Below are 26586 nucleotides of genomic sequence, written 5' to 3' on the forward strand. Positions count from 1 at the left end.
ATCATGCGTTCCAAGTGACGCCGGGCAGTCGGTGACCGGTGCATCGCGGCTCGTGCGGCGGCGTTTGCAGCGACAAAATGCCGACAAATCAAGGGCTCGCCGTCAGCCCGTCCATCCTCGCCACCGGCACTCGTGTGCGGCACCGCCGTATAGCGCCCGGCAATGCCGATTTCAGCACCCAACCTGATAGAATTGGTCCCGGGAGAATTCAGCCGGTTTATGGCGTCCAAAGGAGTCCACCAGGCACGCATGGGGCTGACGCACTTCGACAGTGCCGGGGCTCCGCGCATGGTGGATGTCGGCGCAAAAGCGGCGACCGTGCGCGTGGCCGTGGCGGCGGCGCGAATCGCGATGCAACCCGAAACGCTGGCCATGATTCGCGCACAGTTGGACGGCCGCGACTCACCGCTGCCAAAGGGCGACGTCGTGGGCGTGGCGCGGGTGGCCGGGATCATGGCGGCCAAGCGCACCCCGGATCTCATCCCGCTCTGCCACCCGCTGCCGCTGAGCGGCATTGACCTGGCCATCGATCCCGCGGAGGACCCGCCGGGGCTGGCCATCGAGGCCACGGTGCGCACCACCGCCCGCACCGGGGTGGAGATGGAGGCCTTGACCGCCGTCTCCGTCGCGGCGCTGACCGTCTATGACATGTGCAAAGCCGTCGACCGCGCGATGACCGTGCACGACGTGCGCCTCATACGAAAGTCCGGTGGCGCGAGCGGCGACTTTCAGGCCGCCGACCAGCCGGAGAGGGAGGACTAGGTGACCGACGACCGCCTCATGCCGATCGAGCTCGCCGAGGAGATGGAAGCCTCGTACATCGACTACGCCATGAGCACCATCATGGCGCGCGCCATTCCCGACGTGCGCGACGGGCTCAAGCCGGTCCAGCGGCGGTTGTTGTATTCGATGGACGAACTGGGCGCGGCGCCCAACGCGGGGTTCCGCAAGGCGGCGCGCGTGGTGGGCGACACCATGGGGAAATACCATCCCCACGGCGACGGCGCGCTCTACGACACGCTGGTGCGCATGGCGCAGCCGTTTTCGCTGCGCTATCCACTCGTCGACGGGCAAGGCAACTTCGGCTCGGTGGACGGCGATCCGGCTGCCGCCATGCGGTACACCGAGACCCGGCTGACGGCGGTGTCGGCCCAGATGCTCGACGAAATCGATCGCGACACGGTGGACTTCGTCGAGAACTTCGACGGGACCGCCGAGATGCCGGAAGTCCTGCCGGCCGTCGTGCCGAATCTGCTGCTGAACGGCTCGACGGGCATTGCCGTCGGGATGGCCACGAGCATCCCGCCGCACAACCTGCGCGAAGTGGGACGAGCGATCCAGCACTTGCTGGACGAGCCCGACACGAGCCGCGACGACCTGATGAAGTTCGTGAAGGGGCCGGACTTCCCAACGGCGGCGATTATCGTCGGCGCCGACGACATCCAGGACACCTACCGGCAGGGCCGGGGCCGAGTGGTCGTGCGCGCCCGGGTCGCGATCGAGGAGGTCCGCGGCGAGCGCATGGCGCTGGTCGTCACCGAGCTTCCGTACATGGTCAACAAGGCCACGCTGATCGAGCGGATCGCGGGCCTGGTGCGGAACAGCACCATCGAGGGCATTTCAGACATCCGCGACGAGTCCGACCGTCACGGCATGCGGGCGGTGATCGAGCTGAAACGCGACGCCCGCCCCTCGGCGGTGCTCAACCAGCTCTACAAGCACACGTCGCTGCAATCCACCTTCAGCATCAACATGCTGGCCCTGGTCGACGGGCGGCCCGAGCAGCTGACGCTCAAGCGCATGATCGAGCTGTTCATCGAGCACCGGCGAGAGGTGATCCGCCGGCGGACGGAATTCGATCTCAAGAAGGCGCGCGTCCGGGAGCACCTGCTCGAGGGCTACGTCATCGCACTGGACAACATCGACGAGGTGATCGAGTGCATTCGCGCGGCCGCCGACACGGAGTCCGCTCGAAACGAGCTGATGAAGCGTTTCGGTCTCACGGAGACGCAGGCCAACGCGATTCTCGACATGCAGCTGCGCCGGCTGGTGCGACTGGAGCGCCAGCGCATTCTCGACGAGCTCGACGCCGTGCGGGCGGAGATTGCCGACCTGGAGGACATCCTGGCCGACGCCAACCGCGTGCGGGAGATCATTCGCACCGAGACCCGCGACGTGGTGGATCGCTTCGGCGACGAGCGCCGCACCGAGATCCTAGCCGGGGCGAGCGGCGACTTTTCGGATGCCGACCTCGTGGCCGACGAGGATTGCTTGGTCACGCTGTCGTCCAACGGTTATGTCAAGCGAGTGCAGGCGACCGCCTACCGCCGCCAGGGTCGCGGCGGTCGCGGGATCATCGGCTTCCGCAGCAAGGCGGGCGGGATCGTCGAACACTTCCTGATCACCAACTCGCACGACTACCTGCTGTTCTTCACCAACCGCGGCAAGGTCTACCGGCTGCGGACCTATGAGATCCCACAGCACGGGCGCGACGCGCAGGGCATCAACGTGATCAACCTGCTGCCCATTGAGCAGGGGGAAACGGCCACGGCCGTCCTGGCCATACCCAATTTCGAGGCGGGCGACTACCTGGTGTTCGGGACGCGCCGCGGCCAGGTCAAGCGCAGCGCGCTCACCCAGTTCGTCACCTTTCGAGTCAACGGCCTGCTGGCCATGAACGTAGCGCCCGATGACGAACTGGCCTGGGTGCGCCTGGTTACCGACGAAGACAGCGTGATGTTCTTTACGCGGAATGGCCAGGCCATCCGATTCCACCTCGAAAACGTGCGCGCGAGCGGCCGCACCAGCGGCGGTATGCGCGGCATAAGGCTGACCAACGACGACGAAGTCGTGGCCATGGACCTCGTCCGCGAAAACGCCTATGTGCTGCTGGTCACGCGAAACGGATTTGGCAAGAAGATGCCGGTATCGGACTTCAAACCCCAAGGCCGAGGCGGCCAAGGCCTACGCGCCATAGTCCTGAACGAGAAGCTTGGCCCCGTGGCCGACGCCCGCACGCTGCTCAGCCCCGACGAAGAGATCGTGCTGGTCTCGTCCGACGGACAGGTCATTCGCTGCGGACTCAAAGACGTACCCCGGCGGAGGCGCTACGCCGAGGGCGTGATCGTGATGCGCATGAAAGACAATGTCGAGCTGCTGCGCGTGGCCCGGCTGGCCGACGGCCGCGACGGGGACTCCGGCTAGCCGGCCAGACGTATCCCGCCCGTCACGCAGACAACGTCTGCACAGCTTTTGAGCCGGGAGGGAACGTTTCGTTTCCGCTGCGCGTAGTGTTTAAGGACTGTGTGAACGCCTATACACGACGGGAAGTCTCCATGCATCGGTTTCGAGCGGCATTCATCATTTTGATCGTCTTCACGCTTATGGCGTGCGGCGAGGCCGAGAGCGGAGCTGAATCGTTGGATGCCAGCGGTGCCCCAATGGTCGCGTTGGCAGCAATGCCCATGGCTGCGGAGTCCGAGGAGGCCATGGTCGTGCGCGAGGTGCCCGTCGAGGTCGAGGTCATCAAAGAGGTGCCGGTCGAGGTCGTGGTGGAGCGGATGGTGACGGCAGCGCCGGCGCCGGCAAGCGCGCCGGCCACAGCCGCGCCGCAGTCGCTCGACACCGGCGTGGTCGAGCGCCAGATCATCCGGACCGGCACGCTGAGCGTAGTCGTCGCCGAGCTTGCAGCCGCGGTGACCCAGGTCGAAGACATCGTGGCGGGCATCTCCGGAGCGTTTGTCGCCGCATCCAACATCCAGCAGGACGACCCGCGGCGCGTGAGCACCATCACCGTGCGCGTGCCCGTCGAGGCGTTTGACGCCACGCTGGCCGCGCTGCGCAACGTCGGCGCCGAAGTGATCGACGAGGACATTCAGAGCCAGGACGTCACGGCGCAGTACACCGACCTGACCGCTCGCTTGCGCAACGCCACGGCCGCGGAGCAGCAGCTGCGGGACATTCTGACCCGCGCGCAAACCGTGACGGACACCATCGAGGTGCAGCGCGAGCTGACTCAGGTCCGTGAGCGCATCGAGGTGCTCCAGGGCCAGCTCAACGTGCTGACCAACCAGAGCACGCTGGCCACGATCGTGCTGCGGCTGCATCCGGCGGCGGACCTGATCGTGACGCGCGAGGTCCCAAGCCATTTCCGAATGCATGACTCCACCAGCCTCAGCCTTTCGGTGTGGAACGAGGGCACGGTCGACCTCAAGCAGGTGGAGGTCGTTGATCGGCTGGACCCGGGCATGATCTTCCTGGCCGCGAGCGAGGGCGGCGTCTACAGCGCAGCCGCGCACACGGTGTCGTGGACAATCGACCGGCTCGGTCCCGGCGACGCGCGCTTCCTCAGCAGCGACGTCAGGCTCGAGAGCGAGGCGCTTGACATGCAGGCGCGCGCCGAAGTCTCGACGTCCAGCCCGGAGAGCGACGGCGCCAACAACCGCGCCGAGGCGACGCTGACGTTCCACGTGGACCTGTCCATCTTCAAGGACGGTCCGGCCGCCGTGCCCGTCGGGCGGGACGTGGTCTACACCCTGGAGTACCGCAACACCGGCAACACCGACGCCCGCAACGTGCGCCTCGAGGAGCGCCTGTCCGACGGCATGCAGTTCGTCCGGGCCGAGGGCGGCGGGCGATTCGACGACACGCGTAACGCGATCGTTTGGGAGTTTCCGCGGATTGCGCCGGGCTTGTCCGACCTCGTGACCTACGTGGCGCGGGTGGAGGCCGACTCGGGGCGCCTGCAGACCGACACGACGATCACGTCGGACGAGCCGGATCGCGCCGACGTGGACAACACGAGCACCACCTTCTTGACCGTGCTGCCGGAGGACGTGGCCGACCGCGATGTCTGGAACCCCGGATCGACGGCTCGCGAGAGCGTTGATCGGCTGGGACGCTTCGCCCAGTGGGCCGCCGACGCCGGACTCACGATCGCCATCATCGGCGGACCGATCCTGGTCGTGGTGGCGGTCCTGGTGGCCGGCGTGCGTGCGGTGCGGAGGCGTCGCGCGAGCTAGCTCGAGGCGCTGGTGTAGCGGCTGAGGCCGAAGCGCCAGAAGCGCGTGGCCGTCAGCACCGCGACGACGGCGATGACGGGCGCGACCCAAACCAGCCAGGATGGGTCGCGCCCGGTCACGGCCTGCGCCGGCACCGTGGTGACGAACGCCACCGGGAACACGAAGGTCAGCAACTGCCGCAGCCAGAACGGGTAAACCTCGATGGGATAGCGGCCGGTCTGGAAGAACAGGTTGAAGATCATGGTGACGTTGGCCACGCGCACGAACCAGAACACCAGCGTGGTCAACGCCAGCCAGATGGCGTAGACGATCGCGACACCGCAAGCCAGCAGCGCCACGAACAGCAGCACGCCCCAGCCGGACGCGCGCACGTCGAGGCCCGCCAGCGCCACGCCGAGGACAATGGCCCCGAGCACGATGTCGGAGACGTGCCAGACGGCAAAGCGCCGTGCGCTGGCCAGAAATAGCGCCGGCACGGGCTTCATCAGCACGTAGTCGAACGTGCCCTCGCGCACTTCCTCGACGACCCGGTTGAGGCTGGGCGACATGAACATCGCCACGAACCCGTTGACGAACACGAATATCCCCAGCAGCGACAGCGTCTGCCCCAGGGTCCATCCGCCCAGCGTCTCGGTGTGGCTGAAGATCACGGCCACGCCGCCGATGGCCGTTCCGAGATTGAGCACGCTGCGGATCACGTTGCCGAACAGGTCGCCGCGGTAGGCAAACTCCTCCTGCAGCGCCGAGCGAAAGTAGGCGCCGGCGATGCGGGCCAGACGCCCGATCACGCGCCCACCGCCCCATAGCGCTTCACGCCGGCTCGCCAGAGCACGACGAAGGCCGCGGCGGCGGCCACGGTCCATCCGGCCTGGATCGCCAGTCCCGTCACCAGCTCCGCGCCCTGCACCCGGCCCAGCGCCACCTCGATGGGGAAGCCGACCGTATAGCGCATGGGCAGCACCACGGCGGCCTGCTGCAATACGCCCGGAAGCACGGCGACCGGCGCGACCTGGCCGCCGAGCAGAAGGGTCAAGCTCATCCAGATGTCCCAGAACGACATCGAGCGCGTGGTCCAGAAGGCGAACATGGCAAAGCACGAGCCGATGAGGAACGAGATCGAAGCCGCCATGACCATGGACGGCAGGAAGAGTGCGATCCCGAGCCAATCCGGATCGAAGGCGGGGCGGAGAATCAGCGCCAGACCCACCCAGATGGGTACGAGAAACATCAGGTTCACGGCCTTGTAGGCAATGTTGAGCGCCCCGGCGCGCCAGAACGGATGCAGCGGGCGCAGCAGGTGCGGGGAAAGCCGGCCGGTCTGGATGCTCGGCGCCATGGTGTAGACCTCGATGGCCAGGGTGAGGTGCGACACGGCCATGAACACCAGGTAGTAAAGGACGAAGTCGTCGCGGTCGTAGCCGGCAATGTCGCCGCCGCCGACAACGGTGGACCAGATGACCAGGTAGATGATGGGGTTGACCACCTGCCAGAGGCCGTAGAGGAACATCTCGATGCGGTACTGGAACAGGTCCGCCAACTCCGCTCGCAGCAGCGACGCGAAGCCCGCCAACGTGCGTGAGCGAATCACGACTCCCGCCGGTGGAAGACCTGGTCGATGACGTATTCCAGCGGCGGGTCCTCGACGCTCAGATCGGCCACCGGCAACTCCGCCAGCATGCGGGCCGTCACCGAGGCTGCCTTTGCCTTGTCGGTGCGCACGCTGACCTGCACGTCGTCGGCCGAAACGACCTCGCCGTAGGCCGACACATCCGCACGATTGACGGGGCGCTCCAGGTGCAGCGTGATGGTCTTGTGCGGGGCGTAGCGGTCGATCAGACCGGAGAGCGGGCCGTCGTAGAGCAGCTTTCCGTGGTCGATCACCACCACGCGCTCGGCCAGCGCCTTCACGTCGGCCATGTAGTGGCTGGTGAGCAGGATCGTGGCGCCGGTGGTGGCGTTGTAACGGGTGACGAAATCGCGGATGCGCTGCTGCATCGTCACGTCGAGCCCGATGGTCGGCTCGTCGAGAAACAAGACCCTCGGACGGTGCAAGAGGCCGGCCGCCAGCTCGGCTTTCATGCGCTCGCCAAGGGAAAGCTGGCGCACCGGCTTGGTGAGGATCTCTTCCAGCTCGAGCAGGTCGACGAGCAGGCCCAGCGACTCCTGGTAGTCGGCGTCCCGCAATCCGAACACGGCCTTGTTGACGAGAAATGTGTCCAGGGCCGGCAGGTCCCAGTAGAGCTGCTGGCGCTGTCCCATGATGAGCGTGATTTGCGATAGGAACTCGCGCCGGCGCTCCCACGGCGTGAAGCCCAGCACCGTGGCTTCGCCGCCGGTCGGGTGCAGCAGCCCGCTCAACAGCTTGAGCGCCGTGGTCTTCCCCGCGCCGTTGGGGCCAAGGAAGCCGACGATCTCCCCGGATTCCACGTCGAAGGTGATGTCGTCGACGGCGCGCACCGACCGATGGCGGCGTCGCACGATGCTGCGCAAGGACTCACGCAGGCCGCCCTCACGATCGGCGACCTGGTAGTGCTTGACCAGGTTGCGCACACGAATGTCCGCGGACATGCAAACTCCTGACGCGGGCGACTCCCGAGCCTAGCGCCTCACGCGAAATCCGAGAGTCGGGCCGGAGCAACGAACGGCCACCGCGGATCTTGTGCGCAGCCGTTCGCGTGTTTACGCCTTTTGGTAACTCCCGGAGCGACGAGCGTTCAAGCGGCTAGCGTGCTGCTGTTTACTGCTTCATGAATGTGAATGACCAGTAACCATCCTAGAAGCCGCAGCAACCAACTCGCAGTCAGGCACGTCGGCTACCGTGGATAACAGGCAAACACAGAAACGTCAGCGGTGCTCTGGCTGCTCTTATTACACTTTAGATGCAATTGAGCAAGAATGCTCCCGATAGAAACATTCACCCTTGTAACGGCCGTGTGGAGAACATTCTCTCGGGAACACCCGAGATTAGTAGACCACTCATCAGCAAAAATTGTTTCGCTGTTGCAAAGCGTCCCAAGGTCGTTGGCACCTGCAAAGAGCGAGACATCTAGATCATACGGATCGATCGTGGCACCGAATTGCAGAACCTGCGCTTCAAGGCGCCCTCTGTCGGCGTTGAACAGCCTCACCCAAAGATTGGCGACTTCCTCTGAATCGGCAGCAGGAGTCTGCGTCGGCGAAGCATCTTCCTCAGGTGCGATCACTGTATAGCCAAGCTCACGCAGCCCCCGGATTGCCGAGTTGCGCTGGTCCGTTGCCCAGGTCGTACACGGATCCCAGCCGCGGCGCTCGGCGTAGCCGCGGTAGAAGTCACTGTGATACGGGTGCATCTGGCCTAGGTAGGTCCCGTTCGGCCACGCCGGCGAGTCCTGACAGAAGTCTTCACCCTCATAGTTCAGGGCGAACACAACGCCGGTGGTGATTGCCGCAAGCGCAAGCACGGCGCCCACGACGGCAAGAATCCGTCTCATCGGTTTCCTCCCTAGAGTCAACGACCTCAGCAGCAGCCGGAGCGGATGCTCGTGGCACCAGAGCCCACAACACACGCGGTGGAGTGTCGGGGGCCCGCAAGTGACCGGAAGGGTATCACCGTCAGGCGAGACGCCCTCCACGAGTCTGTTGGGCGCGGCTACGTTCCCGCCGCGCACGAGAACTTCGCATGATTTGCAGCTTGATTTGGGCCTGGATTCCCGCCTTCGCGGGAATGACGGACGGGTTGCGGCAGGGCGCAGGAAGCGGGAGCCCAAGCGCGCTGGCTGTGGTGCTCCAGGACCTATTGACAAGTGTGCCCAGGCGGGAATTCTGGCTTCGTTCGTGGTGAGCCTGTCGAACCACGCCCTTCGACAGGCTCAGGGCGAACGGATCGGGGCGCGCCTAAAGACTTGTTCGGAGCGCCTAACGCGCAGGCACCCACTTGTGCAGGTAGCTGTCGGCGCCGACTTCGCCCACGTAGATTGCGCCTTGGTCGTCGACCCAGATCCCGTGCGGTCCGCCGATTCGGTCCGGCGGCTCGCGTTCCTGGGCCCAGCGGGTGATCACCTTGCCATCAAGATCAAAGACCGTGACGCCGCGGTTGAGCTCGCTGACAAAGACCGCCCCTCGGTCCTCATCGACGTAGAAGTCGCTTGGCAGCGGAATGTCGCCCCATTCGGTGATGTAGATCCCATCGCGATCGAAGACCTGGATGCGATCGTTCTCGCGGTCGGCCACCAGCACCCGACCGTCCCGTAGCACCCAGATGCCGTGCGGCAGCGCGAATTGACCCGGACCCGTCCCGGGCTCGCCCCAGCTGAGCTCGTGCCGGCCGGCGGCGTCGAACCGGTGACACTTGGTGTCCCCGTAGCCGTCGGACACATAGATGGAGCCGTCGTCGGTGACGAAGGTGTTCGTGGGCTGGTTGAACAATCCGGCGGAGGCGCTGGTCACGTAGGGATAGCCCAGGCGCCCGTGCAACGTGCCGTCGGTGCCGTAGATCCAGACCACATGCGCCAGCTGATCGGTCAGCCACAGCCGCTCGTGGCGGTCCATGAAGACGCCGTGGGCATAGCAGATCTCCGCGTCACCCCAGTGGCCGATGACCTCGCCTTCGCGACCGAGCACCGTCATGGGACGCGTGCCGCGATTGAAGCAGAACACGCGGCCCAGACGGTCCGTGGCAATGCTGCCGATCCAGCCCAGGCTCCAGTCGGGCGGGAGCTTGAGCCAGCCGTCCACATAGTCGTAGGTGAAATCTCCGGATCCAACGCGCATGCCGTTCTCCCAGGGCGGTGGCCACCGTGCGCAGCGTAGCGGGTCGCCCGACCGCGGAACGCTGGCGCGTGTGTGCCCTTCGCCACGGTGCCGCGCCGCGCGTGGGCGTAGGGTTGACGGAGACTGCTGGCCGCCACGGCAGGCGGCTCGGCGATGGAGGTGTGCGGTGAAGAAGAAGGTGGCGGTGCTCGTGCTGGCGATCGCGGCCGCGGCGGCGCTTGTCACGCATCGGCTGCGTCGCGAACCGGCGTCCGAGGTCTCGGCCTAGGCGCCGCGACGACCGCTGACCCGGGTGGCGTTCGCGCTGCCCGGGTCCGCTGCATTTCGGCCGCCAATCGCGCATCACGAGGCAGAGGTCTTATCCTTAGTCGATCGATTCGCACGGCGGGCTGAGACATGTTCCAAACCATTGGGCGCACGTGGGAGCTCATCAAGATGAGCTGGGCGGTCCTGAAGAAGGACCGGGAGTTGGTGCTGTTTCCCGTGATGTCGACCGTGGCCCTGGTGATATTGGCCGGGCTGATGATGGGCGTTGGGTCCGGACTTGGCACGGTGGACCGCCTGGCCGGGACCGGGGCTTCCGAAGTGGACATCGTGCTCCTGGCCGTGACCTACTTTGTGCTGGCGTTCGTCGTCATCTATTTCAACTCGGCGCTCATCGGAGCGGCGATGATTCGCCTCGCCGGCGGTGACCCGACGGTCGGCGACGGCCTGCGCATGGCGAACAAGCGCCTGCCGCAGATCCTGGGATGGGCGCTCATCTCGGCCACCGTCGGTCTGATCCTGCAGGTGCTCCGCAGCCAGTCGCGCGACAACATGCTCGGACAGATCGTGCTCTCGCTGGTCGGTGGCGTCTGGGCGTATCTGACCTACTTCGTCGTACCGATCGTGGTCGCGGAAGGCCTGGGGCCGATCGCCGCGATTCGAAGCTCCGGCTCACTGTTCAAGCGCACGTGGGGCGAGCAGGTCACGTCGAACATCGGATTCGGCATTCTTGGGTTCATCGCCGCGCTGATCGGCGCCTTGCCCGCCATCCTGGTGGCCTCCGTCAGCCTTCCGGCCGGCATCGCGGTTGGCATCGTGACCGTTGGACTCGCCCTGGCGATCGTGACGGCGCTGGAGGGCATTTTCAAAGCCGCGCTGTACGGCTATGTGGCGGACGGTCGCGTGCCCGAGGACTTCACGCGCGACTCGCTGGCCGGGGCCTACCAGAGCGGCGCCCGACCCTATCGGCCGTTCTAGTCGAAGCCGGTCCTACGCGGGGACTGTTATCATTCCGTGGCGGGTTTTGCCGTATAGCGCCGCCATCGGTCAAGCACGCGAATAGCAGGAGTAGACGGACGTGTCGCAGGGTCCTCGAATCGGGCGACGCCGGCTGCTTGCGTTAGCGGCCGGCAGTGGCGCCGTGGCGGCCGGCGGCCTTGTCACTTCGGTCAGCGCCGAAGAGTCCATTGAGCCCGACCCTCATGTGGTCTACATCCACGAGACCGGTCACCACATTTCCGGCCGAATCCTCGACTGGTGGCTGCAATACGGTCGCGAGTCGTCGATCGGATGGCCGATCACCGAACCGCTGCGTTACGGCCGCGAGCAGATCCAATACTTCGAGCGCGGCGCGCTGCGAACCGACGCCTGGACGCGCGATCCGCTTGGCGTCACCCCACTCAACCTGGGAACCGCATGGGCGCTGCAACAGGTGTCTGCCGATCAACCGCACGAATATGCGTGGTGGTTTCCACAGACGAATCGCGGAGTCCATCCTGAGTTTTGGGAGCCATACCGCGAGGGCGGCGGCGTCTTCGCGTTTGGCTTTCCGGTCCTATGGGGCGCCGAGACCACCAGCGGGTTGCGCCAGGCCTTCAGCCGCTCAATCTGGCGGGATACGTCTCAAGGCCTCGTCCAAGATCCCGTGGGCGTCTACGTTGCCGAGTCGCGCGGCATACGCCTAGCCCCCGTCAGGCAGTCAATGATCGCCCCGCCCTACGACGCGGCGCACTGGCCGACACGGACGATCTATCCGTCGCAGCGCCGGGCGGAAGTCGATCTCACGCGGCAAGTCACGACCTTCTTCGCGGAAGACCAGCCGGTCTACGAAGCGTTGATCTCAACCGGGCTGCCGCCGGACTTCACGCCGCCCGGCGATTTCGAGATCTTCTGGCGGATCGAGCGCGCGCGGTTGATTTCCAACGGCAGCACGGTCAAGACCTATGACGTGCCCAACGTGCTGCATGTCCAATATTTCACCGAGAGTTGGATCGGGTTTCACTACGCCTACTGGCATGACGCCTTCGGCAGCGTGTATAGCGCCGGCTGCGTGAACATGCGGCTGCACGACTCGCAGTGGGCGTGGGATTTCTGTGCGAACGGCACGCCGGTCACCGTGCACGACTAGGCATCGGCCGCGCAGTCTATTCGGCGAGGACCCCGCTCTCCTCAGGCTGCGGCGCGTAGGGCGCCCGCCCCGCCGGAAGCGGCTCGCGGCGCTCCGCGACGAACTCCGTGGCTTGCGCCGCCGCCGCAACCGAATCAAGGCCGAGGTATTCGATGGTGTCGGCATATGGGCGCCCGGTCGCCGGGTCCCAGCCGTGGTCGCGATAGTAGGCCCGCACTTCGTCCCTGACGGTGTCCCGGCTGAGCCGACGGTCGCGCAGCGGCCCGTGTCGCAACGGCTGGTGCAGGCGGTCCGGGAGTCGGTCGTCTTCCGGCTTTAGTCCTTCCCGCAGGTTGAAGAGCCGCGCCATGGTGACGCCGCGCTCGAAGGTCGCGTGCAACTCGTCCGGTGAAACCTCCCAGCCCGTGGCCGCGTTCAGCAGCGTCAGGGTCATGGCCTCGTCGTACTGCAGGAAGTGGCACAGGCCCACCGTGTTGCGAAGCCCGGACCGCTTGCCGGCGGCGCCGGTGTGGTCGCCGCCGGTCGGGGTGACCGGGTAGTTGCGGCGCATCTCGGGCATCGCGCGGGGATCGTGCATGGCCACCTCGAGCCCCTTGACGTGGACGACCCGCACCTCGGCCTCCGCCCCAAGCGTGCGGGCCGCCCTCAGCGAGCCCTCGGCCAGGAGGTCGCCCACGCCCTCACGGCGAGCGATCTTGCCGATCACGCGCAGCAGGTCGTCGGCGGACCCGAAGTGCAGCGATTCGCCGCTGAGCCGGTCCTTGTCCATGAGGCCGAGCTCGACCATCTCCATGGCCCACGCGATCGTCGCGCCGCAGGAGATGCTGTCCATCCCCAACGCATTGAGCATTTCATGGCCCTTGCAGACGGCCATGACGTCGACCACGCCGGTGTTGGGTCCGATGGCCGCCATCGTTTCGTACTCCGGACCGCCGTATTTGGGATCGACCTCGAGGTCGGGACGCGTGACCTTGACCCGTTTCTTGCAGCGCACGGAGCACGCATAGCAGCGATCCATTTCGTGCTCGGCGAGATCTTGAACGGCCAGCGCGTCCACTTGGTCGCCGCCCGGCAGCCGGCCGTCGCGGAAGTTGTGGGCCACGAGGTGACCCTCGAGCTGCTTGGACTTAACCATGGCGCCTGTGCCCCAGGTGTGGAGCCGATGGTGCGGTTCGCCGGGCGCGAGGGTCTCCTGGGCCACCCAGCGCGCCACCCCGGCAATCGCCCGCGGGTCGGCCGCGGACACCGGCTGCGTGCCGCGCACGGCAATGGCCTTGAGGTTCTTGGATCCCATCACGGCACCCAGGCCCGTGCGGCCGGCCACCTCGTTGAGATCGTGAACCACACAAGCGAACCGCACCAGGTTCTCGCCGGCGGGACCGATCTGAGCCACGCGCACCTGTGGGTCGGCGAGTTCCGCCCGGATTCGGTCTTCCACCGGCCCGGTCAATTTGCCCCACAGCGGCCGGGCGTCGCGTAGTTCGACTTCGTCGTCGTGGATCCAAAGGTAGACCGGATGCGCCGCCCGCCCCTGCACGATGATGGCGTCCCAGCCGGCCCGCTTGAGCTCGGCGCCCCAGTAGCCGCCGGCCTCGGACTCACCGAAGAGGCCGGTGAGCGGCGACTTGGCGCCTACGCTGTGCCGGCTGCCCCCGGGGACGGAAACGCCGGTAATGGGACCGAGCGCGAACACGAGGCGATTTTCGGGATCGAACGCGTCAATCTCCGGTGGGACCTCCGAAAGCAGCGTGTGGGCGATGACGTTGCGGCCGCCCATGTGCAGCCGCATGAAATCCGGCTCGGGCCGCTCCACCGACAGGCGACCGGTGGTGAGATCAACGCGCAGGAAGCGCCGGCGCACCGAGCCTGCGGAGGGCGCCATGGCTAGGCGCCACCTGACATCGGGACGAGGATGTCGACCAGATCGCCAGCCGCCAGCACGGCGTCGCGCTCCGCCAGCTCGCCGTTCAGGCCAAGCGTGAGACGCGGTTCGGCATCGACGCCGTAGCGTTCGAGGAGATCCTGGATCGTGGCTCCCGCCGGCACGTCAACCTCCCGCACCGCGCCGGTACCCGGAAAGTAGCGGGCAAGGTCCGCGTAGGGTCGCACACGCACGCGAAGCGGCGGCGTCATCGTGCACCATCCTCTCCCTCCGGCCCGACGCCGACCGACCAGGCGCTAGGGCACCGACCGCCCGCGCACCGCCGTCTCGATGCGATAGACGGACGTTTGCGCCGTGACGAACAGCGTGCTCCACCCGGACCCGCCCCAGGCCAGATTCGATGGTCGGGCGGGAGTGACGATTACCCCCAGCACGGCGCCGTCGGGCTCGACCACCCAGACTCCGCCCGGACCGGTGCTCCACAGCCGCCCCTCGGCATCGCACTTCATGCCGTCCGGATTGTTCGGCGCCGGGTGCGCGTCCATGTCCACGAACTGCCGCGGGTTCGTCGGCGACCCGTCTTCCTCGACGTCGAACGCCCAGATGTCTCGCGGTCCGCCCGAGTCCCCGACGTAGAGCACGGATTCATCGGGCGAAAACGCCAGCCCGTTCGGCCGCACGAACCGATCGGTCGCCAGCGCCAGCGAGCCGTCCGGCGAAAGCCGGTACACGCCGTTCACCGGCTGCTCCTTGGCGTCGGGACCCAGCGGATCGATGCCGTAGGGCGGGTCGGTGAAGTAGATGTCGCCGTTGCGGCGCACGACGAGGTCGTTGGGACTGTTGAGCCGCCGTCCCTCGAAGTACGCAGCGATGGGATCCGGCTGCGTGTTGGCGTCGAACCGCAGCACCGCCCGCGCGGTGTGGGCGCAGGCCAGGACATTGCCGTCGCGGTCCAGGGTGATCCCGTTGGTCGAGCCGCTGCCCGCGCGAAACGTGGTGAGCTCGGGGCCCTCGGGCAGCTCGCGCCAGCGGCAGATGCGGTCGTTCGGGATGTCGCTGAAGAGCAGATGATCGCCGCGCCAGACGGGTCCCTCGGTGAAGCCAAGCCCGCTGGCGATGCGCTCGAACTGCGCTCCGGGCGCCAGCAGCTCATGCAGCCGCCCGCTGCGATCCTCGAGCGCGAGCGCGTGCTCCTCGTCGACGAAACGGTGCGCCATTCCAACCTTCAGGCGTTGCCAGTTGGTGTAAGCCCGATGATGCCCGACGGGAGCACGGCGCGCGACACCGCAAGCGGTTGACAGGTTTTCGGCGGCGCTCCTAGCCTCTTGTCGGCGCCTCTCCATCACGGCGGCATGACGTATGACAACCGACCAGATTTCGCATCAATCCTCCGAGGCGTCCCAACTCTTCGAGCCGCCGGCGGACTTCGCCGCGCGCGCGCACATCGGCTCGATGGAGCAATACCGCGAGCTGTATCGACGCAGCCTCGAAGAGCCGGAGGACTTCTGGCGTGAGATCACGGACGGCTTCGAGTGGATGAAGCCGTGGACGACGCTGCTGGAGTGGGAGCCGCCGTTCGCCAAGTGGTTCGTGGACGGCGCCACCAACATCAGCGTGAACTGCGTGGACCGCCACGTGGCCGCCGGTCGCGGCGAGCGCGTCGCCTTCTACTGGGAAGGCGAGCCGGGCGACACGCGCGTCATCACCTACGCCGACTTGCTGCGTGACGTGCAGCGGTTCGCCAACGCTTTGCGCGCGTTGGGCCTGGAGCGCGGCGACCGCGTGCTGCTCTACATGCCCATGGTGCCGGAGCTGCCGGTCGCCATGCTGGCGTGCGCCCGTTTGGGCCTGGTCCACAGCGTCGTGTTCGGCGGGTTCAGCGCGGATGCCATTCGCGACCGGGTGAACGACGCCGGCGCCTCGCTGGTGATCACCGCCGACGGCGGCTGGCGGCGCGGTCGCGTGATCCCGCTGAAAGCCAACGTGGACGCCGCCCTGGCGGACGACTCGTGCCCGTCGGTCGGCTCGGTGGTCGTGCTGCGTCGCTGCGAGAACGACATCACCTGGGTCGAGGGGCGCGACGTCTGGTGGGACGACGCCGTCGCCGGTCAGTCCGACGAGTGCCCCCCGGAGGAGCTGCCCGCCGAACACCCGCTCTACATCCTGTACACCAGCGGAACCACGGGCAAGCCCAAGGGCGTGGTCCACACGACGGCGGGCTACATGGTCTACACCGCCACCACGGCCAAGCTGATCTTCGACCTGCGCGACGACGACATCTACTGGTGCACCGCCGATATCGGCTGGGTCACCGGGCACAGCTACATCGTCTACGGGATCCTCGGCAACGGCGCCACGAGCGTGATCTACGAGGGCGCCCCCAACGCGCCGAAAGAGGACCGGTTTTGGGCCATCGTCGAGAAATATGGCGTCACGGTGCTCTACACGGCGCCCACGGCCATCCGGACCTTCGTGCGCTGGGGCGAGGAGCACCCCGACGTCCACGATCTCACCAGCCTGCGGCTGCTCGGGACCGTGGGCGAGCCGATCAACCCCGACGCGTGGCTGTGGTACCACCGGGTGATCGGCGGCGGACGCTGCCCGATCGTGGACACGTGGTGGCAGACGGAAACGGGCGGAGTCCTCATCACGCCGCTGCCGGGCGCCATTGCGCAGAAGCCCGGCTCGGCCACGCTGCCGTTCCCCGGCACGGAGCCCCAGATCGTCGACGAGCAAGGTGAGGCGCTGCCCGACGGTACGCGCGGCCTCCTGGTGCTGAATCGCCCCTGGCCGGGCATGCTGCGCGGCATCTACAAGGATGGCTGGGGCGTTCCGGGCCATCCCGGCGAGCACGGCGACGCCGAGCGGTTCATCGAGCAATATTGGGCCAAGTTCCCCGGTCGCTATCTGACCGGCGATGGGGCCGTGCGCGACACCGACGGCTATTTCTGGATCATCGGGCGCGTCGACGACACGCTCAACGTCTCGGGGCACCGCATCGGCACGGCGGAAGTCGAGAGCGCCCTGGTGAGCCACCCCGCGGTGGCCGAATCCGCGGTCGTTGGGACGCCTGATCCCATCACCGGCGAGGCGATCGCCGCCTTCGTCACGCTGCGAGGCGGCATCGACACCTCGGACGAGATGCACGCGGAGCTGACGGCGCACGTGGGCGAGAAGCTGGGACGCTTCGCGCGGCCCAAGCAACTGCGGTTCGCGGATGCGCTGCCCAAGACGCGCAGCGGCAAGATCATGCGCCGGCTGTTGCGCGATATCGCTGCCGGCCGTGAGGTGGTCGGCGACACCACCACGCTGGAGGACCTGACGGTCTTGGCCCAGCTGCGGGGCGACGAGGAATAACCCCGCTGAAGCAATCCGCCCGACGTAATACCATGGCGCCGGCGCCGCGATCGGAGCGGCGCCGTTCAGCGGAGCAACGCAGGTCCATGCAGGTCACCGGGTCCCGTCGAACCGCGCGCCTCGGGCGCGCCATTTGCGCGTTTCTGGGCGGCGTTTTCCTCACCGCCGCCCTGGCGGCCTGCGGCGAGTCGAGCCGCTTCTCCGACCTGGCGCCAACCCCTGAGCCGACCCCGGCCGTCGCCCAACTGCTGGCCATGGTGCCGGCGGGACGGACCGCGCCGAACCTGGCCCCGGCGCCGCCCCCGCGGACGCCCGAGGCGGTGGTCACCATGGCGGCGCCAACGCCCATCGTGATCGAGACGCCGACCCCGGCGGTGGACGGGACCAGCCCCACCCCGCCGCCACCGACGGCGCCGCCCAGCGACTTGCCACCCGGTCATCAACTCTTCATCGCCAACGGCTGCACGGTCTGTCACGCCGAAGACCTGAGCGGCGGCATCGGACCGGCTCTCGCGGGGCGGACCGTTGACGATCTGACCGAGGAGCGCATCCGCCAGCAGCTCGGCGAGGGCGGCAACGGCATGCCGCCGTTTCCCGACTTGACGGAAGAGCAAATCGTTCAGCTCATGGAATTCATTCGCAGTTCCTGAGTCCAAAATGACAATGCGCGTCCGCGCGCTCGTCGTAGAATCTGATGAAGGTCCGGTGAGGAGCGCCAAGTTGCGCGTCGGAATCGTCGCAGCGATCGCGTTGACGGTGGTCCTGGCGGCGTGCGGCGACACCACCGCGCCGGCGGAACCTGTGGCCGAGTCCGCACCGGCGGCGACCGCAGCCTCCGCGCCGGCGACGGCCACTGCCGCTCCCCCGCCCGCGCCAACACCGCAACCGACTGCCACGCAGGCGCCACAGCCAGCCGCGACGCCGACCCCGCCGCCGGCCCCAGCAAGGCCAGTTGCCGTCGACTTCTCGCTTCCGAGCGCCCAAGGCCCGCAGTACACCCTGAGCTCATTCGCCGGGCAGCAGCCGGTGGTCGTCGTGTTCTACCGCGCCTTTTGGTGAGGGACCTGCCGCACCCAGCTCGTGGAGCTGCAAAAGAACTACGAGGAGTTCCAGGCGCGCGGCGTGGAGATCCTTGCCGTCAGCACCGACTCGCTGGAAGACACCGCCGGCATCGTGGAGCGGGTCGGCATCCAGTTCCCCGTGCTCTACAACATCGAGGGCAACGTTCCCCGCGAATACGGCATCTTCAATCTCTACGGCGACGGGCTGGCGACGGGGTCGGCGTTCCTGGTCGATCTTGACGGGAACCTGGCCTGGAAGTCGATCTACAGCGGCATTCACGACCTGATCACGTCAGCCGACATCCTGGCGGCCATCGACGAGTTGTAGCGCAACGACCGCGCAATCCGAGCCGCTCGGCTCAGCGGAGCGGCGCACGTAGGTGAAAGTCACCGAGTCTCGCCGAGCCGCACGCCTCGGGCGCGGCATTTGTGCGCTGCTTAGCGGTGTAGTCCTCGTCGGCGTCGTGGCCTGCGGCGAATCGAGCGGCTTTTCACTCCTTGTGCCCACGCCGGAACCGACCCCGGTCATCGCCCACTCGCTGGCCATGGTCCCAGCGGGGCGGACCGAACCTCCCTTTGAGCCGTCTCCCACAGCCCGTCCGGCGGACGAGGTGCCCACCCCGCCACCTCCCACACCTCCTCCAACCCCGACGCCGACCCCGATCGGTACGCCGACCCCCACGCCGACTCCACCCCCGCGCGAGGATCTTTCCCCCGGACATCAGCTCTACGTCGACAACGCCTGCGCGACCTGCCACGCCCAAGACCTGAGCGGCGGCATCGGACCGCCGCTTGCCTGTCGTACTCCAGAGGACCTACCAGAGGACCGCATTCGCTCGCAGCTCGCCGACGGCGGCAATGGCATGCCACCGTTCCTTGACCTGACGGAGGAGCAGGTCGGTCAGCTCATCGAGTTCATCCGCGGCTACTGCTAGGCGGTCACGGCAAACCGGGGCCACGCCTCCGACGTAGAATTCAAGGGATGAGGCGTCGGGAGAATCCGGGTGCGCGTCAGGGTCATCGCGGTCGTCGCGCTGGCGGTCGTACTGGCTGCGTGCGGCGACACGGTCGCGCCGGCGGAACCCGCCGCCGAAGTGGCGCCCACGGCCACTGCAACTCCGCCGCCGGCGCCAACGGACACTCCCGCGCCGCCGCCACCCGCGCCGACGCCCACCAGCCCGCCGACGCCCACCGCCACTCCCGCGCCGACTCCGGTAGCCGTCGCCGCGGCGCCTACGCCCACCGCCGTCCCGGCGCCAACCTCAACGCCTGTCCCCGCACCCACGTCCACTCCGGCCCCAACGCCCACGCCGGCGCCCGTCCCAACGTCGACGCCACAACCCACGCCCACGACGGCAGCCGCGCCGACACCGACTCCGGCTCCTCAACCGACGCCCACGCCGCAGCCCACGCCCACGCCGCAGCCGACTCCGACGCCGGCGCCCGAACCCACACCAACACCGCAACCGACGCCGACGCCAGAACCCACGCCAACACCGGCACCGACGCCGACCCCCGCGCCTGAACCCACCCCAACACCGGAGCCGACGCCGACACCACAACCAACCCCAACGCCAACAGCCGCACCGGCCACGGCCAGGCAGGCCGCCGTCGACTTCTCGCTGCCAAGCGCCCAGGGGCCGCAATACACCCTGAGCTCATACCAAGGGCAGCAGCCGGTGGTGGTGGTCTTCTACCGCGCCTTCTGGTGAACGACCTGCCGCACCCAGCTCGTGGAGCTGCAGAAGCACTACCAGGAGTTTGAGTCTCGGGGCGTGGAGGTCCTCGCCGTCAGCACCGACTCGCTGGAAGACACCGCCGGCATCGTGGAGCGGATCGGGATCCAATTCCCGGTGCTCTACAACCTCGAGGGCAATGTTCCGCGGGAATACGGCATCTTCAATCTCTACGGCGACGGGCTCGCCACGGGGTCGGCGTTCCTGGTCGATCTTGACGGGAACCTGGCCTGGAAGTCGATCTACAGCGGTATTCACGACCTGATCAGGTCCACCGACATCCTGGCGGCCATCGACGCGCTGTAGCGCAACGGCGCCGCCTGCATGCCGGAGCGATTGGTCGCCGCGGCGAACCCCTGCGGCGTGCTCGGCGTAGGATTGCAGGGGAAACCCGCCGGGAGGGACATGGTGCGAATCGGGATCATCGCGGTGGTTGCGTTGGCGGTCGTCATGGCCGCGTGCGGCGAAGCCGCCGAGCCCGCGGAACCCGCCGCCGAGGTGGCGTCCGCCGCAACCGCAAGTCCGCCGCCCGCGCCAACGCCCACCAGCCCGCCGTCGCCCACCACCGCTCCCGCGCCGACCCCGGTAGTCGTCGCCGCGGCGCCAACGCCAACCGCCGAGTCTGCACCGACCTCGACGCCTGTGCCCGTGCCAACGCCGACGCCGGCGTCCACGCCAACGGCGGCTCCGACTCCGACTCCCGCAGCGACATCAACGCCGCAACCCACACCGACTGCGGGGGCGACTCCGACGCCTTCGCCCGCGCCAACGCTCGCACCCGCACCTACGCCGACGTCGGCGCCCCAGCCCACACCAACGCCGAGAGCTACGCCAACCCCGCAACCCACGCCGACGCCGCGACCGACTCCCACCCCCGCGCCTCAGCCCACGCCGACGCCACAGCCGACCGCCACGCCGACACCACCCCCGACATCGGCCAGACCGGCCGCCGTCGACTTCTCGCTGCCGAGCGCCCAGGGTCCGCAGTACACCCTGAGCTCATTTCAGGGCCAGCAGCCGGTGGTGGTGGTGTTCTACCGCGCCTTCTGGTGAACGGCTTGCCGTACGCAGCTCGTGGAGCTGCAGAACCACTACCAGGAGTTCCAATCGCGCGGCGCGGAAATCCTGGCCATCAGCACCGACTCGCTGGAAGACACCGCCGGCATCATTGAGCGGATTGGCATCCAGTTCCCGGTGCTCTACAACACCGCGGGGGAGGTGCCCAGGGCCTACGGCGTCTTTGACCACTTCGGCGACGGCTTGGCCGTGGGATCGGCGTTTCTGGTGGGCCTCGACGGCACCGTTGCCTGGAGCTATGTCTACACTGGCATCTACGACCTGATCCCGTCTGCCGACATCCTGGCGGCCATTGACGCGCTGTAGGGGCGCATCGCCGCTCGGTGCACGCCGCGTGACACACGCCTACAATCGCCGCCGGCCTCATTGACGGGAATCTCCATGAATAATCCGCTACGGGCCGGCGTGGTCGGCCTCACCGGCATCGGGGCCAACCGCCCCGCGCCTGGGCCGGGACCGGGCACCGGCTTCGAGATGCCCCACTCCCACGTCGCCGCCTATCGCCATGTCGCCGGCACCGAACCCGTGGCGGTGTGCGACATCGTGCAGGAGAAGCTGGACGACTTTCACTGCACCTGGAGCGACGTGCTGCCCGACGTGCGCGGCTACACCGACTACCGCGAGATGCTGGACCGCGAGCAGCTGGACGTGATCAGCGTGGCGACGCCCGACGACCGGCACGCGCAGATCGTGATCGACGCCGTCGACGCCGGCGTGCGCGGGATCGTCTGCGAAAAGCCCATCGCCTCGACGCTGGCCGACGCCGACCGCATGATCGCCGCGGTCGAGGCCGCGGGCGTCCCCATGCTGGTGGATCACACGCGGCGCTGGATGTTCCCCTGGGTGCAGGTGGCCGAGGTGATTGCGTCGGGCGAGATTGGCGAGGTGCAGCGCATCATTGCCAACCAGGGCGGCCCACGGGCGATGCTGTTTCGCAATGGCACGCACATGTTCGACACCATCCTCTGGTACGCCGGCGGCACGCCCACCGCGGTCTACGCGATCGCGGAAGCCGGGTTCGAGGACTACCCCCCGCGCTATGCCAGCGACGGCGGCCACGACCCCGACACCGACCCGGCCATGTCCGTGGTCGTCGAGTTCGACAATGGCGTGCGCGCCTTCTGGAACATGTGCAAGACCATGCCGCAGGTGTTCACCCTGGAAGTGTTGGGCACGGACGGCATCGCTCGCGTCGGCGACTCGGACGACGCCACCGTCGTCGTCAAGAACGGACGCGGCTTCGAGCATCGCACCCTTCCCCGGCCGCACTTCACGCTCGGCCACATCGCCGGCTGCGTCGACGAGATGGTGCACCTGATCCACCACGGCGGCCGCCCGTCGATGGACGGGCGCACCTCGCGTCAGGTCGTGGAAGTGCTGCTGGCCGCGCTGCACTCGCAGCACGCCGGCAACGCCCGCATCACGCTGCCCATCAGCGACGTATAGGCGGGCAGGCTGCCGGAACGTTGCTCCGCGTTGGCGGAGGGCACTTCCATGGGCATCCCTCCGGTCTAAACGCCCGGCTTTCGCCGCATCGAGCTCGTTAGAGCCTTACATGACGGAAGCGTCAGAGTCATGTCCCAGCCGGTGGGATCAGGGTGGGGTGTCAACAGGTCTGAGTTAGAAAGGCCGCGACGATGATGACAAGTACCGCTGCCGCCACAAGCAAACCAAAGCCGCCATCGTGACTCCGCCGATAGGCGGAGAATCTCTCGTGGTAAATCGCCCGCACCTCTCGCGATGCCCTGGTGCGCTGGGTTTCGGCAGTGAATTCGTCCTGAGGAATGGGGTAATGGGAGATGCTGCCGTCAGCGGGTAGGAGCCGCCTGTAGCGGCGTCGAAACTCGTGATCGGACTGAATCCCCTTTCGCATGTTGCAAGGGACGCAGAGGAGTTGCAGATTGCCGATCTCGTTGCCGCCACCCCGACTCACCGGGTGCTTGTGGTCGATTTCCAAGTAGCGGAGGCGATGGGTACGGCCGCAATACGAGCATCGGCCCTTCTGGGCCATGAAGAGTTGATTCTTTACGCTCCGGGGAAAGACGATTCGGCGTGGGTCCGAATGGCCTGAGTTACCGCCCCATCTCACCGAATTCCTCCCGACTAAGTCGGATATCGCGACGTACGCTCGAGGCTAGAGCGACTTGATGTAGGCCACGATCGCGAGGAGCTCTTCGCGCGAGAGCAACGTGTCGAGATCGGCCTGCATCAGGCCTGCTTCGTATCCCTCGACCACTTCCGCGTTGGGGTCCACGATCGCGCGCAGCAGATAGGCGTCGTCGGCGATGACCGTTGAGCCGTCGGCCAGCGTGACCTGGCTGAGGTAGACGCCCTGCCAGGTGGGTCCGGTGCCGTCGGAACCGTCGGCGCTGTGGCACGCCTCGCAGCCGATGGCGCGGACGAGCGATGCCCCCAAGGCCGGATCAGGCGGCGGCGCGGTGGGAGTGGGCGTGGGCTCCGGTATGGGCGTCGGCGTTGGCTCTGGTGTGGGCGTTGGCTGCGGCACGGGAGTCGGTGTGGGCTGTGGCGTAGGCGTTGGCACCGGCGGGGGCGTGGGTGTCGGTTGCGGTGTCGGCGTCGGTGCCGGAGTGGGCGTCGGCGACGGAGTCGGGGTGGGTTCAGGCGTTGGCGTAGGTTCGGGCGTCGGTGTCGCGGTCGGTGCGGGGGTGGGGGTGGGTTCCGGCGTTGGCGTGGGCGACGGCTCGGGTGTCGGGGTGGGCTCCGGGGCCGCCGTTGGTTCCGGCGTGGGAGTCGGAGTGGCCGCCGCCGTGGGCGTGGGATTGAGTGTGGGCGACGGCTCGGGCGATGGCGTGGGCGACGTCAAGACGACGTCTCGAGCTTCGGAGAAACCCATGACGTCTTGGATCAAGACGGTGCGGGAACCCGGCGACACATCCTGGAATACGTGCGTGAGGATGCCGTCGGAATGAGTGGTCTGATTCGGAGGGCGTCCATCCAGGGTGACACGGACATCGACGCCGGCGAACACCTGCAATTCGACGGTCACAGTGGAGTCCTCGACGGACATGCGGTGAATGTCCCACTCCCGGGTCGGCCGTGGGGTTGGGGAGGGCGTGGGTTCGCGCGTCGCTGTAGGCGCCAGCATGGCTGCGGTGGTCGGCGTTGACGTAGGCGTAGGGATAGATGTGGGGGACGAGGCCGGTGGCGTTGCCGCTGCCGGCGGCTCCGTGGTGTCCCCGCAAGCCAGGCAAAGGAAGCCCAAGGCGACGACCAGGCCCGCTATTTGGAAGATGCTCAAGGGACCCTTCGAGTGGCGTTTGGGTGCGAGTCGACGGCCGCTTGCGCGCCTATGCACGCGTCGGTTCGGACAACGCGCGAGTCACCGGCATTCAGGAAACCGTGTTTGGGCCAATGCGAAGGAGTCTTGCGGTCTCATGGCGCGGCGCATAGGCGAGAGAGTATCGCGCTGGACTGGTAAATTCTGCCGTTGCCGTACGTAGGTGCCGACAGCAGGCCGCAGAGGTCGTCTTGGTCGTGCCGGAACAGTCTCCGCAGCGGAATCTGGCGATCGTCTCTCGCAGCATCCTCGGTCAGGCCGTGGATTTGATCGGGACGGTCGTTTCCTATTCGGCGACGGCGCTCTTGCTCGCGGTCATTTTGCTCGTGGCCATCCTGCCCGCGCGCCTTGTCGACGCGGCCGCCGCCTGGCTGGGTCGCCGCGTGTATGCCCGCGGCGGGCGTCGCTCGCGCCAGCTGCGCGCCAACCTGTCCGTGGCCATGGGCTCATCGGCCTCGGCGCAAGACGTGAACGCCGCGGCCGGGGACGTCTATGCCAGCTACGGCCGGTATCTGGTGGAGTACTTCACGATGATCTGGCCGGACTGGTGGCGCCGCCACCGCCGCGTCGAGATCGACTCGTCGGAACTGGCGGCGGCGCTCGATGCGGGCCGCGGCGCGATTATCGTGAGCATGCACGCCGCGAGCTTTGAAATCGCCGCCCGCGAGCTGCGACGGCGACACGCACCCATCTCGTCCGCCGGCGAACGGCTGCGGCCGCACTGGCTGGGGCGCGTCTTCGCGATGATCCGACGACAGGCAAAGATCGAGGTGCACGACGAACGCGAGGCCGCCCGCCCGTTGCTGCGCGCGCTGCGCCGCAACGAGGCCGTGGGACTGGCCGCGGACCGCGTCATCATCGGCGACGGCGTGCCCGTGCAGCTCTGCGGCGAGACGGCCATCCTCCCCAAAGGTCCCGCCTTGCTTAGCATCATGAGCGGTGCGCCGCTCATGCCCGCATTCACCCGGCGCTTGCCCGACGGACGCGTCCAAGGCTACTTCGCGCGCGGCATCGACCTGCGCGACCTCGACCGCTCCAACGCCGGCCTGCAGGAAGGCGTGCAACGCATGGCGGATGTGCTGACGGAGATGATCGGCTACGGCTACCGCAGCTGGTATGCCCTGCACCCGGTGTGGCCAGCGGCGCGGGTGCCGTAGCAGCCGACGAGCCCAAACCGAGGACCGGACGGGCGGGTTGGAAACCCGCCCCTACGAGTGCGCGATTTGATCGGAGATACCGAGCGGCGGCGTTCCACCTAGGTCGCGCCGCCGGTGTTCCTGAGAAACTCTCGCGCGCCGCCCTCCAGCCAGGGCGTCCAGGGCGGGTGCAGAAAGCGGGCGCCGACGTCGATCCAGTGGGCCGCGTCTGACGTGAAGGCGAGCGTGCCCGCCACTCGACCGGCGTCGACGATCTGGCGAATCGTCTTCTCGGTCAGTTCGCGAATCTCCGGCGCGGTGCTATCCAGAATCCCCATGCTTTGGCCAAGGTCCGACGGCGCGACGAAGAACACGTCGATGTGATCGACCTCGAGCAGCTCCGGCAGGTTGCGGACCGCCTGTATGTCCTCCACCAGGATCACGATCAGCGTTTCGTCGTTCGCCTTGTTCAGGTAGTCGTCCACGCCGTAGCCCTGGCGCGAGCCAAACATGCCGCGATGCCCGATGGGCGCGAACTTGGCGGCGTCCACGATTTGCCGCGCCTCGTCGGCGGTGTTGACGTGCGGTACGACGATGCCCTGCGCACCTTGGTCCAGCGTGCGGTAGATGATGCCGGGCTCCACGCGGTTGACGCGCACGATGGACGTCACGCCCCACAGGTCGCAGGCGCGCGTGAGGTCGGCGATGTCGCCGAAGTCGACCGGCCCGTGCTCGGCCTCGATCCAGAAGCCGTCGAACCCCCACGGGCCCATGAGGTCGATCATGTCGGGCGTGTTCACGCCGGCGGGGACGGTTGCCACCCCGCCCTCGGCGAGCTTGCGCTTGATGCGGTTCGGTCGGAGTTTGGCCATGCTCA

Annotated in this window: 22 protein-coding genes and 3 pseudogenes; 14 read left to right on the forward strand and 11 right to left on the reverse strand. The window is 67.4% G+C overall.

The genetic code is table 11. The features are described 5' to 3' along the window. Positions 1-249 precede the first annotated feature (249 nt). The 3 genes from moaC (at position 250) to OXG79_11750 (ending at position 5021) form a co-directional block, all read left to right on the forward strand. Positions 250-762 carry a cyclic pyranopterin monophosphate synthase MoaC gene (gene moaC, locus OXG79_11740; GenBank protein ID MCY3784438.1) on the forward strand — a complete coding sequence of 171 codons (513 nt, stop codon included), beginning with the start codon at positions 250-252 and terminating at the stop codon, positions 760-762. After that, positions 763-3204, forward strand: coding sequence for a DNA gyrase subunit A (gyrA, locus tag OXG79_11745; protein ID MCY3784439.1), 2442 nt, complete (start codon positions 763-765; stop codon positions 3202-3204). It abuts the gene before it with no gap. Between the two features lie 131 nt (positions 3205-3335). Continuing rightward, positions 3336-5021, forward strand: coding sequence for a DUF4349 domain-containing protein (locus tag OXG79_11750; protein ID MCY3784440.1), 1686 nt, complete (start codon positions 3336-3338; stop codon positions 5019-5021). On the opposite strand, the gene OXG79_11755 is transcribed toward OXG79_11750, so the two are convergent. The 5 genes from OXG79_11755 to OXG79_11775 form a co-directional block, all read right to left on the reverse strand. Then, a complete protein-coding gene (locus OXG79_11755; GenBank protein MCY3784441.1) occupies positions 5018-5809 on the reverse strand; it encodes an ABC-2 family transporter protein in 792 nt (263 codons plus the stop codon). The two genes, OXG79_11750 and OXG79_11755, sit on opposite strands and share 4 nt — an antisense overlap. Beyond that, on the reverse strand, positions 5806-6609 hold the full coding sequence (locus OXG79_11760) for an ABC-2 family transporter protein (GenBank protein ID MCY3784442.1): 804 nt from the start codon (positions 6607-6609) through the stop codon (positions 5806-5808). Before OXG79_11760 ends, OXG79_11755 begins: the two co-directional genes overlap by 4 nt. After that, positions 6606-7589 (reverse strand): ATP-binding cassette domain-containing protein, encoded by a 984-nt coding sequence (locus OXG79_11765; GenBank protein ID MCY3784443.1) that lies wholly within the window; start codon positions 7587-7589, stop codon positions 6606-6608. The genes OXG79_11760 and OXG79_11765 overlap by 4 nt, the downstream gene beginning before the upstream one ends. 245 nt (positions 7590-7834) lie before the next feature. Continuing rightward, entirely contained in the window at positions 7835-8491 is a 657-nt protein-coding gene (locus OXG79_11770; GenBank protein ID MCY3784444.1) for a hypothetical protein, read from the reverse strand. A gap of 424 nt (positions 8492-8915) precedes the next feature. Then, positions 8916-9770, reverse strand: a complete 855-nt coding sequence (locus tag OXG79_11775) for a hypothetical protein (GenBank protein ID MCY3784445.1) — start codon at positions 9768-9770, stop codon at positions 8916-8918. A gap of 396 nt (positions 9771-10166) precedes the next feature. On the opposite strand from OXG79_11775, the gene OXG79_11780 reads away from it, so the two are divergent. Together OXG79_11780 and OXG79_11785 are read left to right on the forward strand one after the other, a co-directional pair. After that, the gene (locus OXG79_11780) at positions 10167-11012 is read left to right on the forward strand and encodes a DUF6159 family protein (GenBank protein ID MCY3784446.1); all 846 of its coding nucleotides are present in this window, start codon (positions 10167-10169) and stop codon (positions 11010-11012) included. 100 nt (positions 11013-11112) lie between these two features. Then, positions 11113-12162 (forward strand): L,D-transpeptidase, encoded by a 1050-nt coding sequence (locus OXG79_11785; protein MCY3784447.1) that lies wholly within the window; start codon positions 11113-11115, stop codon positions 12160-12162. A gap of 16 nt (positions 12163-12178) precedes the next feature. Here OXG79_11785 and OXG79_11790 read toward each other — a convergent pair whose 3' ends face one another. From OXG79_11790 to OXG79_11800, 3 genes are read right to left on the reverse strand one after another with little or no spacing between them, the layout of a single operon-like run. Beyond that, entirely contained in the window at positions 12179-14044 is a 1866-nt protein-coding gene (locus OXG79_11790; protein ID MCY3784448.1) for an aldehyde ferredoxin oxidoreductase family protein, read from the reverse strand. Positions 14045-14046: 2 nt separating this feature from the next. After that, the gene (locus OXG79_11795; GenBank protein MCY3784449.1) at positions 14047-14295 is read right to left on the reverse strand and encodes a MoaD/ThiS family protein; all 249 of its coding nucleotides are present in this window, start codon (positions 14293-14295) and stop codon (positions 14047-14049) included. Positions 14296-14340: 45 nt separating this feature from the next. Further along, a complete protein-coding gene (locus tag OXG79_11800; GenBank protein ID MCY3784450.1) occupies positions 14341-15261 on the reverse strand; it encodes an SMP-30/gluconolactonase/LRE family protein in 921 nt (306 codons plus the stop codon). 142 nt (positions 15262-15403) lie between these two features. Between OXG79_11800 and acs the strand changes: the two genes are divergently transcribed. The 6 genes and pseudogenes from acs to OXG79_11830 all read left to right on the forward strand — a co-directional run bounded on the left by acs (position 15404) and on the right by OXG79_11830 (position 20504). Then, complete coding sequence (acs, locus tag OXG79_11805; protein ID MCY3784451.1) at positions 15404-17401, forward strand: acetate--CoA ligase; 1998 nt, start codon at positions 15404-15406, stop codon at positions 17399-17401. Between the two features lie 86 nt (positions 17402-17487). Continuing rightward, on the forward strand, positions 17488-18051 hold the full coding sequence (locus tag OXG79_11810) for a cytochrome c (protein MCY3784452.1): 564 nt from the start codon (positions 17488-17490) through the stop codon (positions 18049-18051). A 424-nt stretch (positions 18052-18475) separates the two neighbouring features. After that, positions 18476-18790: pseudogene (locus tag OXG79_11815) on the forward strand (redoxin domain-containing protein). 283 nt (positions 18791-19073) lie between these two features. Beyond that, the gene (locus tag OXG79_11820; protein MCY3784453.1) at positions 19074-19397 is read left to right on the forward strand and encodes a cytochrome c; all 324 of its coding nucleotides are present in this window, start codon (positions 19074-19076) and stop codon (positions 19395-19397) included. A 119-nt stretch (positions 19398-19516) separates the two neighbouring features. Then, on the forward strand, positions 19517-19987 hold the full coding sequence (locus tag OXG79_11825; protein ID MCY3784454.1) for a hypothetical protein: 471 nt from the start codon (positions 19517-19519) through the stop codon (positions 19985-19987). Between the two features lie 88 nt (positions 19988-20075). Beyond that, a pseudogene (locus OXG79_11830) lies at positions 20076-20504 on the forward strand (peroxiredoxin family protein). Here the strand turns inward: OXG79_11830 and OXG79_11835 are convergent. Then, the gene (locus tag OXG79_11835) at positions 20453-20872 is read right to left on the reverse strand and encodes a hypothetical protein (GenBank protein ID MCY3784455.1); all 420 of its coding nucleotides are present in this window, start codon (positions 20870-20872) and stop codon (positions 20453-20455) included. The pseudogene OXG79_11830 and the gene OXG79_11835 sit on opposite strands and share 52 nt — an antisense overlap. Positions 20873-21269: 397 nt before the next feature. Between OXG79_11835 and OXG79_11840 the strand changes: the two are divergent. Further along, positions 21270-21581, forward strand: a pseudogene (locus tag OXG79_11840) (redoxin domain-containing protein). Between the two features lie 75 nt (positions 21582-21656). Further along, positions 21657-22721 carry a Gfo/Idh/MocA family oxidoreductase gene (locus OXG79_11845; protein MCY3784456.1) on the forward strand — a complete coding sequence of 355 codons (1065 nt, stop codon included), beginning with the start codon at positions 21657-21659 and terminating at the stop codon, positions 22719-22721. Between the two features lie 688 nt (positions 22722-23409). On the opposite strand, the gene OXG79_11850 is transcribed toward OXG79_11845, so the two are convergent. Next, on the reverse strand, positions 23410-23691 hold the full coding sequence (locus tag OXG79_11850; protein ID MCY3784457.1) for a c-type cytochrome: 282 nt from the start codon (positions 23689-23691) through the stop codon (positions 23410-23412). A 1079-nt stretch (positions 23692-24770) separates the two neighbouring features. Between OXG79_11850 and OXG79_11855 the strand changes: the two genes are divergently transcribed. Further along, on the forward strand, positions 24771-25730 hold the full coding sequence (locus OXG79_11855) for a hypothetical protein (protein ID MCY3784458.1): 960 nt from the start codon (positions 24771-24773) through the stop codon (positions 25728-25730). 98 nt (positions 25731-25828) lie between these two features. Here OXG79_11855 and OXG79_11860 read toward each other — a convergent pair whose 3' ends face one another. After that, positions 25829-26581, reverse strand: coding sequence for an aldolase/citrate lyase family protein (locus OXG79_11860; protein MCY3784459.1), 753 nt, complete (start codon positions 26579-26581; stop codon positions 25829-25831). Positions 26582-26586: the final 5 nt, after the last annotated feature.

The sequence above is a fragment of the Chloroflexota bacterium genome (genome assembly GCA_026706485.1).
Lineage (GTDB): Bacteria > Chloroflexota > UBA11872 > UBA11872 > UBA11872 > JAJECS01.

Coding starts and splice junctions, on each gene's coding strand:
- moaC (MCY3784438.1), top strand. CDS start 250: ATGGGGCTGACGCACTTCGACAGTGCCGGGGCTCCGCGCATGGTGGAT.
- OXG79_11750 (MCY3784440.1), top strand. CDS start 3,336: ATGCATCGGTTTCGAGCGGCATTCATCATTTTGATCGTCTTCACGCTT.
- OXG79_11765 (MCY3784443.1), bottom strand. CDS start 7,589: ATGTCCGCGGACATTCGTGTGCGCAACCTGGTCAAGCACTACCAGGTC.
- OXG79_11770 (MCY3784444.1), bottom strand. CDS start 8,491: ATGAGACGGATTCTTGCCGTCGTGGGCGCCGTGCTTGCGCTTGCGGCA.
- OXG79_11775 (MCY3784445.1), bottom strand. CDS start 9,770: ATGCGCGTTGGATCCGGAGATTTCACCTACGACTATGTGGACGGCTGG.
- OXG79_11780 (MCY3784446.1), top strand. CDS start 10,167: ATGTTCCAAACCATTGGGCGCACGTGGGAGCTCATCAAGATGAGCTGG.
- OXG79_11790 (MCY3784448.1), bottom strand. CDS start 14,044: ATGGCGCCCTCCGCAGGCTCGGTGCGCCGGCGCTTCCTGCGCGTTGAT.
- OXG79_11795 (MCY3784449.1), bottom strand. CDS start 14,295: ATGACGCCGCCGCTTCGCGTGCGTGTGCGACCCTACGCGGACCTTGCC.
- OXG79_11800 (MCY3784450.1), bottom strand. CDS start 15,261: ATGGCGCACCGTTTCGTCGACGAGGAGCACGCGCTCGCGCTCGAGGAT.
- acs (MCY3784451.1), top strand. CDS start 15,404: ATGACAACCGACCAGATTTCGCATCAATCCTCCGAGGCGTCCCAACTC.
- OXG79_11810 (MCY3784452.1), top strand. CDS start 17,488: ATGCAGGTCACCGGGTCCCGTCGAACCGCGCGCCTCGGGCGCGCCATT.
- OXG79_11845 (MCY3784456.1), top strand. CDS start 21,657: ATGAATAATCCGCTACGGGCCGGCGTGGTCGGCCTCACCGGCATCGGG.
- OXG79_11860 (MCY3784459.1), bottom strand. CDS start 26,581: ATGGCCAAACTCCGACCGAACCGCATCAAGCGCAAGCTCGCCGAGGGC.